This is a genomic window from Enterococcus sp. DIV0574, assembly GCF_051711125.1.
Taxonomy (GTDB): Bacteria; Bacillota; Bacilli; order Lactobacillales; family Enterococcaceae; genus Enterococcus_D; species Enterococcus_D gallinarum.
The window spans coordinates 1,764,883-1,779,959 of record NZ_JBIOMA010000001.1 but is presented as its reverse complement, the minus strand read 5'-3'; the positions used below and the strand labels follow the sequence as shown (position 1 = coordinate 1,779,959).

General features: G+C 40.7%; 11 protein-coding genes. 10 read left to right on the top strand and 1 reads right to left on the bottom strand.

The genetic code is table 11. The features are described 5' to 3' along the window. Positions 1-13: 13 nt before the first annotated feature. Both IGJ45_RS08675 and IGJ45_RS08670 read left to right on the top strand, forming a co-directional pair. Positions 14-2,437 carry a flavocytochrome c gene (locus tag IGJ45_RS08675; RefSeq protein ID WP_156247500.1) on the top strand — a complete coding sequence of 808 codons (2,424 nt, stop codon included), beginning with the start codon at positions 14-16 and terminating at the stop codon, positions 2,435-2,437. Between the two features lie 124 nt (positions 2,438-2,561). After that, positions 2,562-3,788, top strand: coding sequence for an L-lactate MFS transporter (locus tag IGJ45_RS08670; RefSeq protein ID WP_409531743.1), 1,227 nt, complete (start codon positions 2,562-2,564; stop codon positions 3,786-3,788). Positions 3,789-4,361: 573 nt separating this feature from the next. On the opposite strand, the gene IGJ45_RS08665 is transcribed toward IGJ45_RS08670, so the two are convergent. Continuing rightward, positions 4,362-4,943 carry a hypothetical protein gene (locus IGJ45_RS08665; RefSeq protein WP_113849682.1) on the bottom strand — a complete coding sequence of 194 codons (582 nt, stop codon included), beginning with the start codon at positions 4,941-4,943 and terminating at the stop codon, positions 4,362-4,364. A gap of 170 nt (positions 4,944-5,113) precedes the next feature. Between IGJ45_RS08665 and IGJ45_RS08660 the strand changes: the two genes are divergently transcribed. The 8 genes from IGJ45_RS08660 (at position 5,114) to IGJ45_RS08625 (ending at position 15,074) form a co-directional block, all read left to right on the top strand. Continuing rightward, positions 5,114-6,649, top strand: coding sequence for an ABC transporter permease/substrate-binding protein (locus tag IGJ45_RS08660; protein ID WP_409531741.1), 1,536 nt, complete (start codon positions 5,114-5,116; stop codon positions 6,647-6,649). Next, on the top strand, positions 6,650-7,612 hold the full coding sequence (locus IGJ45_RS08655; RefSeq protein WP_409531739.1) for an ABC transporter ATP-binding protein: 963 nt from the start codon (positions 6,650-6,652) through the stop codon (positions 7,610-7,612). It begins immediately after the preceding gene. After that, the gene (locus IGJ45_RS08650; RefSeq protein ID WP_409531738.1) at positions 7,599-8,927 is read left to right on the top strand and encodes a dihydrolipoyl dehydrogenase family protein; all 1,329 of its coding nucleotides are present in this window, start codon (positions 7,599-7,601) and stop codon (positions 8,925-8,927) included. The genes IGJ45_RS08655 and IGJ45_RS08650 overlap by 14 nt, the downstream gene beginning before the upstream one ends. Before the next feature lie 223 nt (positions 8,928-9,150). Further along, entirely contained in the window at positions 9,151-10,905 is a 1,755-nt protein-coding gene (locus IGJ45_RS08645; RefSeq protein ID WP_423121525.1) for a 1-deoxy-D-xylulose-5-phosphate synthase, read from the top strand. 464 nt (positions 10,906-11,369) lie between these two features. Beyond that, positions 11,370-12,419 (top strand): AI-2E family transporter, encoded by a 1,050-nt coding sequence (locus IGJ45_RS08640; protein ID WP_409531736.1) that lies wholly within the window; start codon positions 11,370-11,372, stop codon positions 12,417-12,419. Between the two features lie 133 nt (positions 12,420-12,552). Then, complete coding sequence (locus IGJ45_RS08635) at positions 12,553-13,245, top strand: response regulator transcription factor (RefSeq protein ID WP_103300846.1); 693 nt, start codon at positions 12,553-12,555, stop codon at positions 13,243-13,245. Next, positions 13,238-14,221, top strand: coding sequence for a sensor histidine kinase (locus tag IGJ45_RS08630; protein WP_113849686.1), 984 nt, complete (start codon positions 13,238-13,240; stop codon positions 14,219-14,221). The genes IGJ45_RS08635 and IGJ45_RS08630 overlap by 8 nt, the downstream gene beginning before the upstream one ends. A 94-nt stretch (positions 14,222-14,315) precedes the next feature. Next, positions 14,316-15,074: an ABC transporter ATP-binding protein gene (locus tag IGJ45_RS08625; RefSeq protein ID WP_409531733.1), complete on the top strand. Its 759-nt coding sequence runs from the start codon at positions 14,316-14,318 to the stop codon at positions 15,072-15,074. Positions 15,075-15,077 lie beyond the last annotated feature (3 nt).

Here is a 15,077-nt window from a genome sequence, read left to right as displayed (position 1 = left end):
AGAGGAAATGTCCATGAAATTTGTCGGTATGATCGGTACAAATGCAAAGAAATCGACTAATCGCCAACTGGTGACATATATGCAACAAGCATTTGCCGATTTAGCAGAAATCGAAATTTTAGAAATTGATCAAGTTCCTATGTTCAATGAAACAGAGGATCAAACCAATAGTGAAGTCATTCAAACATTAAATCAAAAAATTTTGGCTGCCGATGGCGTGATTATCGCGACACCAGAACACAATCATTCCATTCCATCCGCACTAAAAAGTGTCTTAGAGTGGTTGTCCTTCAATGTACACCCGTTTGATGGCAAACCAGTGATGATCGTGGGCGCTTCTTATGACGTCCAAGGTTCTTCACGGGCACAACTACACTTGCGTCAAATTCTTGATGCACCTGGTGTCAATGCAACGGTTATGCCTGGTAATGAATTTCTTTTAGGTCGTGCGCATCAAGCATTCGATGAAAATGGGCAGCTGAAAGATCAACGGACTGTTGACTTTTTGGAAAGCTGTTTTAGAAAATTCATTCGCTTTACAGAAGTTGCTAATATCTTGAATGTTCCCGAAGAAGTAGTTTATCAGCCTGGGGATTATACTGTCACGGCACCAGGACACAATGGTGATTTACCAATGGTGGTTACATTAAGTGAAGAACGGATCGAAGCAATCAATATCGATACTTCCGGTGAATCGGAAGGAATCGCAGATGTGGTCTTTGCGCGTGTTCCACAAGAAATCATTGAAGGCCAAACATTGAACGTCGATGCGATCTCAGGTGCTTCCGTTACCAGTAACGGTGTCGTTGATGGTGTCGCGAAAGCAGTGAAAATGGCTGGTGCAAACCCAGATGTTTTAAGAAAACGTCCTAAGGCAGCCAGTGCGCTAAAAACGGAAGATGAAACTTACACCACGGATATCATCGTTGTCGGTGGTGGTGGGGCAGGATTGAGTGCCGCAGCAAGTATCCTCCAAGAAGGCAAAGAGGTGATTTTAGTTGAAAAATACCCAGCCATCGGTGGGAATACCGTTCGCACGGGTGGACCAATGAATGCCGCAGATCCGGATTGGCAAAAAACATTTGCTGCGCTTCCAGGTGAACGGGCTGCGCTAGAAGAAATCATTGCCGTAGATGAAGCAACCATTGATGCAGAATACTTGGCTGATTTTAGATTGTTGAAAGAACAAATCACAACGTATTTACAAGCAACTACTCCAGAGAAAGAATTCTTATTTGACTCTGCCATCTGGCATCGTATCCAAACTTATTTAGGCGGCAAAAGGACCGACTTAGAAGGAAATGTGATCTACGGTCAATATGACTTAGTAAAAATCCTAACTGATCGTGCACTAGAGTCTGTGAAATGGCTAGAAGAAATCGGCGTTGAATTTGATTACAAACATGTCGATATGCCAGTTGGAGCAAAATGGCGCCGAGGCCATAAACCATTGAAAAATGAAGGGTACGCTTTTGTTTCTGCCCTACACAATTTCGTCAATGAAAATGGTGGAAAAATTCTTACCGACACACCAGTCAAAGAATTGATCATCGAAGAGGGACAAGTCGTAGGGATCATTGGGGAAGGTCGCAATGGACAAAAAGTAACGATCCATGCCAAAGCGGTTATCTTAGCTTCTGGTGGCTTCGGTGCGAATACACAAATGCTGAAGCAGTACAACACGTATTGGACTGAAATCGAAGATGACATCAAAACTTCCAATTCGCCGGCAATCACAGGGGATGGTATCAAACTAGGGGAAAGTGCCGGTGCGGATCTAGTTGGAATGGGCTTCTCACAAATGATGCCGGTATCTGATCCGAATACGGGAGCATTATTCAGCGGTCTACAAGTACCTCCCGCAAACTTTGTGATGGTCAATCAAGAAGGCAAACGTTTCGTCAATGAATATGAAAGCCGTGATGTATTGACACAAGCAGCAATCGATAATGGTGGCCTATTCTATTTGATTGCTGATGAAGAAATCAAGAAAACAGCGTACAATACGTCCCAAGAAAAAATCGACAAACAAGTAGCTAACGGAACATTATTCCGCGCCGATACCCTTGAAGAATTAGCAGAACAAATTAATGTTGATCCAACCATCTTGAAAGAAACGATCACTGCATACAACGCCTATGTCGATGCAGGAAAAGATCCTGAATTTGGCAAAGATGTGTTTGATCTTAAAGTAACGACTGCTCCATTTTATGCAACTCCAAGAAAACCGGCAGTACATCACACCATGGGGGGGTTAAAGATCGATACACAAACCCATGTGTTATCAAAAGAAAATCAAGTGATCAAAGGTCTATATGCAGCTGGTGAAGTAGCAGGAGGAATCCATGCAGGAAATCGCCTTGGTGGTAACTCATTGACTGATATCTTTACCTTTGGACGGATCGCTGGTAAGACAGCAGTTGCAGAAAATCTTTAATAGGTTAAAAGAAATGTGCAGAGAATCGCACTGCACATTTTCTTTCAAAACGTTATGTGAAATAAGTAACATGAGGTGTATTCATTCAATTTATTTAAACAAAACTATTTTTTGGGGGTAAAATATGGAAACAAAACTCAACCGTTGGCTAGTCTTGATTGCTTCAACTGCTGTTCTGTTATGTACAGGTGCCGTTTATGCATTTAGCGTTTTCGCTGGACCGCTTAGTCAACTAAAAAATTGGACAATGGAAGAAATCATGCTGGCATTTACAATCAATGCTGCTGTCGGACCTATCACAATGATTTTAGGAGGATTCTTGACCGACCGTGGATTGGCAAAATGGACGATTACTTTTGGTGGTTTATTATTTGCGCTAGGTTTCTTCTTAACTGGATTTGTGGAATCACCTGGGATGCTCTATCTAACTTATGGTGTGCTTTCAGGTCTTGGTCAAGGATTTGCTTATTCTGCTTGCTTAAGTAATACGATTCGTTTATTCCCAGACAAACGTGGACTTGCTTCAGGATTGATCACTGCAGGTATGGGCGGTGCAGCCATCATCGCCGCACCGATCGCGAATGCAATTATTGAATCAAGAGATGTGTTGACTGCTTTTCGTTTTATCGGTATTGCTTATATGATCGTCGTTGTAATGGCAAGTTTCTTTATCAAAAAAGCCCCTGCAGATTATCGTCCAGCAGGATGGGTCCCACAAACTTCTGCGGCTAAAGGAACCGCAGCAAATTATTCCTGGCAAGAGATGATGAAAACACCTGCTTTTTATTTGATTATCTTGATGCTCGGAGTTGGTGCATTTTCTGGTTTGATGATTGCTTCCAATGCTGCTGTGATTGGGCAGGAAATGTTCGGATTAACAGCTACAACAGCCGCTTTTTATGTTAGTCTATATTCTTTAAGCAATTGCTTAGGTCGAGTGATTTGGGGAACAGTTTCTGATAAGATTGGGCGCTCCAATACATCGATGATCATTTACGGTGTCGTTGCGTTATCTTTACTCGTTTTGACACTTTCAAGTGCAGCGATGATCTTTGCAGTGGGAATCATTGGGCTAGGACTCTGCTTTGGCGGAGTGATGGGGGTTTTCCCATCGATCGTAATGGAAAATTACGGACCAGCTAACCAAGGAGTCAACTATGGAATCGTCTTTGTTGGTTATTCTACTGCTGCTTTCTTTGGACCACGAGTAGCAGCAGGAATGGCTGCCAGCAACAATGGAGATTTTACAAACGCATTCTATACAGCAATTGCTTTAGCAGTCGTCGGCTTTATTTTGAATATTGCTTATGTTCAACTAAAAAAATCACATAACGTTTCAATCGCCAAATAAACAGCGCAGCATTGAAAGGGCTATAAGTCTCTATAAAAAGATAAATAATCAGTAGTACTAATATAGATATATGCGGATTGACAGACTTGATTGACCATGATCATGGTCAATGAACTTAGAAATGCTTGTACCGGTGACAGGAGTTAGTACGATTGATTAATCAGTTAGATGGAGTAGCTTTTCAAGTACTGAGAATAAAAAAGTGGTAAAGTCTTTAATTTCTTTTTTTTCATGTTCCAGTGCAAAAAGTGATTATACTATTTTTCCCTAAGTGATAGGATATCAGGTAGAAAGATGATTTTATAAAAGGAAACTCGAATCAGCTGATTATTCATTTTTATACGATAGTCATAATATTCATGAAGGAATGAAAAAATAGATTTGGTAGTGTCAATACACGTCGCTTATCATAAAAAGGCAACGTGAATTTTAATAACCATCAGTAATAGAAGTGCTTGGGGAAGTCTTTTCTTTTGCTGATGGTTTTTTCACAGCGACATCGGATGTTTGACTAAAATAAGAATAAAGAAGGACACTAATCTGCTTTCCTAAGATTAGTGTCCTTCTTATCTTTCATTCAAGTTGGAAGTTAGCAATAATTTTCTGGCTGACCATTTCGGGTGACAACTCAGTATTATCGATTTTCATCGTTTTTACTTTTGGAAAAAGGGATGCCAATTCCGTCGAATGGCTTTCCAAACGGTATTTTTCATTAAAAGTAAGAAGTTCTTGATGCGAAAAAGCAAGATCCCGTTTTGACGGTTTCGCTTTTAAACGTGCTTCCTGACGGTTACGTGCGATGCGCTCCTCTAATTGCGCAACAAGTTCAACAAAATAAACCGGTTGTCCAGCGCTTAAAAAGATCTCAGAAATTTTGTGTAAAAAAGCAATATCTTCTTTCTGATCAAATCCCACTAAAACAGTAAATATGATTGTCTTAACTGTATTCTGTTCACCAGCCACAAATGCTTTGAAAAGTTCGATCCTAGTGGAATCAGACAACTTAAATGCCGCAGGCGTATACCCAAGATAATTGGCAAATAAATCAATAGTTTGATGATTAAATAGTAATTTACCATCAATTCTTTTTTCAAGTTCGCGACCGACAGTCATTTTTCCAACAGCCTGAGCACCAATCAAAACCAGTAATGGCATAGAAGCACCTCATTCTTTTAGACTTATTGTAACAGAATGTCAGGAAATAATGGATCCTATTTAGATGCGAAAGGCCAACTTTTCTCCCAATCCTGCTGAGCGAATCCTTTTGTTGCGTTTGGGCATTCAGCTATACTTAAGGCAGACTAGAATAGTGGAGGATGGAATATATGAATGAAATCATTCAAACGTTTAGCGAGCGAAAGGAGGAGTTGCTGCGGGCAATCTTTCAACACTTGGCCATTTCGCTGAGTGCGTTGATTTTAGCCATTTTAATTGCTATTCCATTAGCAATTTTGTTGAGCCAAAAGAAACGAATGGCAGAATTTGTTTTACAGATCACAAGTATTCTACAAACAATTCCATCATTGGCATTATTGGGATTATTGATTCCTTTTGTTGGTATTGGCACCGTTCCCGCTCTAATAGCATTGGTAGTTTATGCGTTACTGCCCATTTTTCAAAACACGTATATTGGGCTTTCCGAAATCGATCCGTCGATTGAAGAAGCGGCGGATGCATTCGGTATGTCTCGCTTGCGAAAACTCTTCAAAGTTGAGTTACCTATTGCAATGCCTGTCATCATTTCTGGGGTACGTACAGCATTGGTGTTGATCATTGGAACGGCCACGTTGGCAGCATTGATTGGTGCTGGTGGATTGGGAACCTTTATTTTGTTAGGGATCGACCGTAATGATCCGAGTTTGACACTCATAGGGGCGGTTAGTTCGGCTCTATTAGCAATCTTGTTCAGTGGACTGATTCGTTTTTTACAAAACCGCAGTATGAAAACCACACTGATCTCTTTAGGTGTTATCTTTCTTGGAATCGGCGGAATTCTTTTCGCACAGTATAATCCTATTTCAAATAAAACGGTAACGATTGCTGGTAAACTCGGTTCAGAACCAGATATCCTTATCAATATGTATCAAGCAGTGATCGAAGAAGAAGATCCTAGTTTAACCGTCGAGATCAAACCAAACTTTGGTAAAACAAGTTTCTTATTTAGCGCCCTTGAAAATGACCAGATTGATATTTATCCCGAGTTTACGGGAACAGTATTAGAAAGTCTAGTCAAAGTCCCAGAAAATACCCAAATAGATGGTTCTCCAGAATCAACTTATCAAGAAGCAACAAAACTGCTTAGTGACCAGTTTAATATGCGCCTGTTAGAGCCGATGACCTACGAAAACACCTATGCTTTAGCCATGCGTCGTGAACAAGCAGAAGAGTTGGGTATAACGAAGATTTCTGAATTAGTTGTTCATGAGTCAGAGCTTCGGGCTGGTTTTACTTTAGAGTTTATTGATCGGGAAGATGGCTATCGCGGGATCCAAAAACAGTACGGGCTGACTTTTGATTCTGTCCAAAGTATGGAACCGGCACTGCGCTATCAAGCGATCCAAAGCAAGGATGTCGATGTGATCGATGCTTATTCGACAGATAGTGAGATCAAACAATACAATCTCGTCGTTTTAGAAGATGATCGACAGCTCTTTCCACCTTATCAAGGAGCCGCATTGATGAAAGATGAATTTGCTGCAGAACATCCGCAAGTCGTCAAAGCATTGGAAAAACTATCAGGAAAAATCACAGAGGACCAGATGATTGACATGAACTATCAAGTGAATGTGGAAGGAAAACAACCGGCAGATGTTGCTCGTGAATTTCTAAAAAAAGAAAAGATTATTGGGGAGGGAAACTAAATGGAACCAATTATCGAATTTAAACAAGTTGCCAAAGAATTTGAGGGACAAGTTGTATTAAAAGAATTGGATCTCTCCATTCATCAAGGAGAAATCTTTGTCTTAGTAGGTCCCTCAGGAAGCGGAAAAACAACCTCCCTTAAAATGATCAATGGGCTGATCGAACCGACGGAAGGCAATGTTTACTTCAAACAAAAACGAGTGAAAGACTATCAACTCCAAAAGTTACGTTGGAAAATTGGTTACGTGTTGCAGCAAATTGCTTTGTTTCCAACGATGTCCGTCAAGGAGAATATTGAAATCATTCCAGAAATGCTCGGTTGGGATAAAAATCGTCGCAATCAACGTGTCGATGAACTACTCACTGAGGTTGGACTTGAACCAGAGACGTTCAAAAAACGGATGCCGGCTGAACTTTCAGGTGGTCAAAGCCAGCGGATCGGAATCTTGCGAGCGTTGGCTGCAGAACCGGACATCATCTTGATGGATGAACCTTTTAGCGCCCTTGATCCGATTTCTCGAACCAATCTTCAGGATCTCGTATTAGATTTGCATAAAAAATTAGGCAATACGATCGTCTTTGTTACCCATAATATGAATGAAGCCTTAAAATTGGGAGATCGAATCGGTGTGATGAATGAAGGCAGACTGGTACAATGTGATACGCCTGAAAAAATACGGACAGAGCCAAAAACGGATTTCGTTCGCGCCTTTTTTGACGAAACACAAGGAGCACAGCAAGAACAACGTCTTCAAGCGATTATTGATGCTGGTTACTACCAACAACCAACTACACAAGAGGGAATGTCCCTCGATGTGAAAGTCCCTCTTTCACAAGTATATGAAGTCTTGGCCAACCACGAACATTTGGTTGTTACAGAACAAGGACAAGCGATTGGTGAAGTTAGCCGTACAGATATCTTTCATTTTCTAAGTCAGGAGGAGCAAGATGCAAAACTATGATGTAATCGTTGTGGGTGGTGGACCAGCCGGAACTGCTGCGGCCTATTCTTTCAGCGAGCAAGGGAAGACTGTCGCAATCGTTGAAGCCGATCTCTGGGGAGGAACTTGCCCCAACCGCGGGTGCGACCCCAAGAAGATTTTAATGAGTGCCGTTGAAGCAAAGGCGAAGGCTGCTCACTTAGCAGGAAAAGGGATCACTGGAGAGCTGGGTATTGACTGGAAAACTTTGATGGCTTTCAAGCGCAGTTACACGGACACTGTTCCCACACAGACGAAGCAGGGCTTAGTGGATACTGGAATCACGACCTATGAAGGAGAAGCGGGATTTATTGATGAACAAACGCTGCGGATTGGTTCAGAAATCGTTTCAGCTGATCAGTTCTTGATTGCTACAGGACAACGACCTGCGCTACTCCCGATTAAAGGAAAAGAATATTTGCATACAAGCACCGATTTTCTTGCAATGGAAAAAATGCCCGCGAAAATCACTTTTTTAGGAGCGGGGTATGTTGCTTTTGAACTTGCGACAATCGCTCAAGCAGCAGGAGCAGAGGTACACATTATTCATCATAACGACAGACCACTGAAAGCATTTGATCAAGAATTGGTGAATGCCTTTGTTGAGCAATTACAAAAGCAAGGAATTTCCTTTCATTTCAATGTTGAGATTGAAAGCATCAGCCAAATCAATGAAGGATACACGCTGCAAGGTACAGGCTTTGAGCTGGACACCGATTACGTGGTAAGTGCTGTTGGACGCATCCCAAATGTTGAATCCTTGCACTTAGAAAATGCAGGAGTTGATTATTCCAAACGCGGGATCAAAGTCAATGATTATTTACAAACATCGAACCCACGAGTTTTTGCCTGTGGAGATGTATTGGATAAGGAACAACCTAAACTGACACCTGTTTCAAGTTTTGAAGCAAAATATGCGGTCGCTTCAATGAGCCAAAAAGGTTCTCGTTCTGCAATCACGTATCCCCTGATTCCTACAATCGTTTTTGGTGGGTTGAAATTGGCTCGGATCGGTCAAAGTGAAAAACAGCTCGCTCAAAATCTGCAGATCCATAGTGAAACAATCAACCTTGCCGATTGGTTTACGTACCGTCGCATCAACGATCCTGTTGCGATGGTTAAACTTGTTTACAATCAAGAGGGACAAATCATTGCGATTACCTGTCTTTCAAGTATCGCAGATGAATTGATTGATTTGTGCTGCTTGATTCTGGAAAAACAGCTCACTCACCAAGAAATTGAAGCGCTGATCTTTGCTTATCCAACTCCTGCAAGTGATTTGACTTACATCATTTAACGCTGGAAAACGATCGTGTCTCATAACGAATGATTTTGAAAGAGTCTCTCCTTCAACTTTTCTGCTGATAAAACAGATCACCATGACAAGTTGAAGGGTGGGCTTTTTTGTGTTCATGTGTTCTACCTGTCTGTTGCTTACTTTCGTGAAAAAGTTTCAAAAGTTTCTTGACTTAAAGTGAAGGTGAAGCAGTATACTATCAAACAGAGAAGGGAGTTTTTTGATGTTATTAAAATCAATTACAGATCCAGCAGATTTAAAGAAGCTATCCGCTGCAGAACTACAACAAGTTAGTGAGGAAGCAAGAACCGTGTTATTAGAAAAAATCAGCCATCATGGAGGACATAACGGACCGAATTTGGGCGTTGCCGAAATGACAGTTGCTTTACACGCTGTCTTTGATTCTCCAAGAGATAAAATGATTTTTGATGTTTCTCACCAAACCTATATTCATAAAATGCTGACTGGGCGAGGTCAAGCCTTCTGGGATCCAGCGCATTATAGCGATGTCTCTGGTTATACCAATCCAAAAGAAAGTGACCATGACTTGTTTACAGTGGGGCATACATCCACGTCATTGTCTTTAGCAAATGGGGTTGCCAAAGCACGAGACTTAAAAAATGAAGAAGGGAACGTAATTGCGGTCATTGGTGACGGCTCGTTATCTGGTGGTCTGGCTTATGAAGGATTGAACAATATCGCGGAGACTGGAACAAACACTATCGTGATTGTAAATGATAACGACCAGTCGATTGCGGAAAACCACGGAGGTCTCTACAATAACTTACGAGCATTGCGAGATACGAATGGTCAAGCGGAAAACAATTTCTTTAAGTCATTAGGGTTTGACTACTATTATCTTGCTGATGGCAATGATCTGACAGCCTTGATGCATCTATTCAAACAAGTGAAAGACAGCGATCATCCTGTTGTCCTTCATATTCAGACCGTTAAAGGAAAAGGCTTCAAATTTGCCGAAGAAAATCGCGAGAAATTCCATGCTGGTGGACCATTTAGTCTTGAAACAGGGGATTATCTTGCAAATTCTGGTGGAGAAACTTATTCAACGGTAACGACCGATTATCTTTTAGAAAAAATGGCACAGGATCCAACAGTCGTTGCAGTAAATGCTGGCACGCCGATGATCCTTTTTACCCCTGAACAACGAAAAATCGCCGGCAGTCAATTTGTTGACGTCGGGATCGCAGAGGAACATGCTGCAACCATGACTGCCGGTCTGGCAAAAAATGGGGCGAAACCCGTTTGGGCAGTTTTTTCAACCTTTATGCAACGAAGTTTTGACCAAATCTCACATGATTTGTCTTTGAACAATGTGGCGGGAACTATTTTAGTTTATGGCGCTTCAGCTTATGGCACGAATGATGAAAGCCATTTAGGGATCTTTGATATTCCATTTTTGAGTCATATTCCGAATCTTGTTTATCTTGCACCGACCAATAAGGAAGAATATTTAGCGATGCTGGATTGGTCTATTGACCAATCCCAACACCCGGTGGCAATTCGCGTTCCTGTCGGTCCATTAGAATCAGGTCGTGTCGATCAAACAGATTACAGTCAACTAAACAAAAATCAACTCATTCAAGCGGGCAGCAAAGTTGCCTTACTTGGTGTAGGAAATGCTCTTGGCCTGGCAAAAAAAGCAGCTGCCATGATAGAAACCGAGCTTGGGATCACACCTACGGTCATTAATCCTAGATTTATTTCTGGATTAGATACTGACACATTGTCTGGCTTAATTGCTACACATCAATTGTTGCTCACTCTTGAAGATGGCCTTCTTGAAGGAGGCTATGGACAAGCTGTCGCTAGTTATTTAGGAAAAGCTCCGATCAAAATTGTCAATTTTGGTTTAGATAAAGCCTTTCATGACCGTTATCAAGCAAATGAGTTGCTACAAGAAAATGGGTTGACCGTTGATGCCATTCTTCGAGAAGTTCGTCAAGAATTGTCTCTTTAGTCATAGTGAGCTAGTCGCATAGTGAGCGTCCTTTTAAGGAAAGCAGACAATTCGTCTAGGAGTAACAACTGATAAGAATAAATATAGAATCGTTTAAACTGCCCTTTGTTCGATACAAACAGAACAAAGGGCAGTTTTTGATAAAAAAAGCGTCTGCCTTAGTTTCCGCTAAGACAGACTGTAAATTATTATGTCAAGGTCTATTGTGTCATAGTAACCTTAAAACAACCATAAACTTTTCGAAAAAATAGGCATTTATCTTTTGAAAATAATCATCAGTCCTTCATTCACGATACTTGGTCCAGTTGCCACTGACAGCAGGCTGCTTTTGCTTTAGCATATGACTCTACCCACAATAGTCTTCTTAATTGATTTGAGTTGATAATTGCTTCAAAAAGTGGTTAGATTAATTGGGGAATGAAGTAACAGTCGTTGATTGACGACTTGAAAAAAGGAGCGTGTTCATGAATTACTACCATCGGTTTGTTGCCAATGTTCCATTAAGACGTTGGACAGTGCTGATCTTTCTTTGCGGGATCTTATTTCTGCTTCGCAGTATGATGACTATTATTTTATTAACCTTTATTTTTACTTATTTGATTTACAAACTGGTCCAGCTAATACGCAAGAAAGTGAATGTGTCAATCAAACTTCTTTCAATCGTGTTGTACTTGATCGTTATCGCTTTGGTTTACTTAGTCATTACCAAGTATGCACCGATTCTTTTGAACCAATCCGCGCAACTGGTCAAGTCAGTGACCGATTTTTATCAAAAAGCAGACTCTAACAATGAGTTATTAGAGTATTTGCTACATTTGGTGCAAACAAGCGATTATGTCCAAAAAATCCAGAATGGAGTCGTCGTCGTCATCAATTATCTTTACAACTTCGGTGAATTGGCTTTGACTGTATTGATCTCTTTCTTATTGAGTTTTTTCTTTATGATTGACAACAAAAAAACAGTGGCATTTTCTCAGCTCTTTTTGCAAGGGAGTGCTTCCTGGTTTTTTGAGGATGTTTACTATCTCGCAAGGAAATTTACCCGCGCATTCGGAAGTGTGATCGAAACCCAGCTATTGATTGCTATCGTTAATACAGTGATCACAGTGCTTGCTTTAGCTGTCATGGGCTTTCCTCAGCTGTTAAGTTTGGCCATGATGATTTTCTTCTTAAGCTTGATTCCAGTAGCAGGAGTCATCATTTCTTGTATTCCATTAACCTTTATTGCCTATACGATTGGCGGACTCAATGATGTTGTCTATGTTTTATTAATCATTATTTTTGTTCATGCTCTCGAGTCCTATGTTCTCAATCCGCGGCTGATGTCCCATAAAACAGAGATTCCCATGTTCTATACGTTCATTGTTTTATATCTGGGTGAGCATCTCTTTGGTATCTGGGGTCTGATCGTGGGGATCCCACTATTTACTTTCTTATTAGATCTAATGAAAATCAAGCAAGTCCCATCAATCCGCAATGCACTTAAAAAAAGTGAGTCGAATGAAAAAGTGTAAATAAATGCCAACCAGTCCTCAGATTAGAGGACTGAAGAAACGTCTAGAATGATTTATCTTAACTAGACGTTTCTTTTTATTTTCTGGTACACTGTCTGTGATAGCTTCACCAATTTAGTGATAGGAGAGAATCATGCAAAAAATATACCTTGTAGAAGATGATGCTACGATCGTTTCAGTACTGGCTGATTATTTAAGACAATGGGGATATGAGTGTTATCCCGCCAAAAAATTTGCTGAAATTTTGCAGGAATTTCGTGCGGTAAGTCCCGACTTGGTTCTTTTGGACATTTCTTTGCCTTATTACAACGGGTACCATTGGTGCCAAGAAATTCGTAACATTTCTGAAGTGCCAATCATTTTTCTTTCTTCAATGGATCAACAAATGAATCAAATCATGGCAATGAACATGGGAGCCGATGATTATCTAACAAAACCTTTTGATTTGGCGTTTGTTTTGGCTAAGATCCAAGCACTGTTGCGCCGCAGTTACCAATATACCCATCAACAAGTCCAGACGTTTTCATTAGGAGAAGTCACTTTTCATCCAATAGAAAATTTGCTGAAAAGTAAAACGGAATCTTTGCCGCTGTCGCCAAACGAATCTCGAATCCTTTCCTTACTCTTGCAACAGCAAGGGAAAATCGTTCCCAAAGAAACGATTATCGAAATGCTTTGGAATAGCGAAGAGTTTATTGATAATAATACATTAGCCGTTAACATGACCCGCTTGCGAAAGAAATTAAGTCAAACTGGATTGTCTGATTTGATTCAAACAGTGAAAAACAAAGGCTATTTGATTGAAAAGGAACAAGCCTATGATTAACTTAAAAGAGTATTTTTTGCTTTACGGCAAGTTCTATTTGTTTTTGATTTTGTTTAGTAGCGGTCTTTTAGGCTTGTTCTTTCTCCATGAGCTTCCTTTAGAGCCCTTCATCGATTATGTGATTTTCACGGGAGTGATTTTAGGTATTTTCTCTGTCTGGCAATATATGCGTTATCTACAAAAAAGACGTCAATTACAAAACTTATTAGCCAAGAAAATGATCACTGAAGCAGCTTTGGCTTTCTTGCCGATTGCGCGAAACAGTATCGAAGAAGAATACCAGCAGCTAATCAAACGACAAGCTAAAGAAAAAACCGCCTCCGAGTATCAAGCAGTCTTGAAGAATGAAGAAATCTACGAAGACTTCGGATTATGGCTGCATCAGATCAAAACACCATTAGCAGCGATGGATTTGTTAGTGCAAAGTGATGGCCTATCGCCCACTGAAGTCAAAGCAGAACTATTTAAAGTGAATGATTATTTGCAAATGATGCTGAATTATTTACGACAAAACTTGAAAAATGATGACTTTGTTTTTGAACCGATTGTGTTAGCACCTCTCATTCACCAAGCAATCAAAAAATATGCCTTGTTTTTTTCAAAAAAAGACTTGCAACTGGATTTGGCTATCGACTTGACCGTTACTTCGGATCGAAAATGGCTGACTTTTATCTTTGAGCAGTTGCTTTTTAATAGCCTGAAGTATACAGAAAAAGGCGGAATCCGGATTTTTACCGAAAACAATTGTCTTTTGATTCAAGACACAGGGATCGGTATTCGTCAAGAAGATTTGCCGCGGGTTTTTGAAAAAGGTTATACAGGACAAAATGGACGCTTTCAGCAGCGTGCTAGCGGATTAGGATTATATTTGAGCCAGCAAGCAGCAGAAAAAATCGGCTGTCAGCTAACGATTGACTCCGAAGTAGGGAAGGGAACTACGGTGACGATCCATTTTCCCACTAAAAATTTCATTTGAACGCAAACTTTCAACACTGTAAGTTTGCGTTTTTTATTGTAAGTCGCTTTTTTCTTCTAAACAGCTTATGCTAAAAAAGAAGGGGGAGAGAACAATGCCACTATTAAACATTCAACAAGTTAAAAAAGTGTATCAAAGTCAGTTGAACGGCCAGCCGGTCGAAGCATTGAAGAATATCACGTTTTCAGTAGAAGAAGGCGAATATGTCGCCATTATGGGAGAATCAGGATCTGGGAAAAGCACCCTACTGAACTTGATGGCCACGTTAGATCAACCGACAGTGGGAGATTTAGCGCTTAATGGTATCGATTTGACGACCATCAAAGAAAAAGACGCTGCAAGTTTTCGCCGAGATCATTTGGGCTTTGTTTTTCAAGATTTCAATTTATTGGATACTTTTTCTGTCAAAGACAATATCTTATTACCATTAGTCTTATCGAAAGTGCCGGTCAAACAAATGGACCAACGACTGCAACCATTAGTGCGAACACTGGGAATTACCGACTTGTTACAACACTATCCCTATGAATTATCCGGCGGCCAGAAACAACGGGTAGCTGTCGCACGCGCGATTATCACAAAGCCGGATCTCTTACTAGCAGATGAACCAACTGGGGCGCTAGATTCAAAAACTTCCGATCAATTGCTGACGTTGTTTCAGCAAATCAATCAGAATGGACAAACGATCATCATGGTTACTCATAGCTCCATTGCTGCAAGCCGCGCGCAACGAGTATTATTCATCAAAGACGGTCACGTCTTCCATCAGCTTTATCGCGGAGAACGAACGAATAGCGCTTTTCTAGAAGCAATCTCGGAAACCATGACAGCTGTCTTTGCAAGGGAGGAGTAAGGA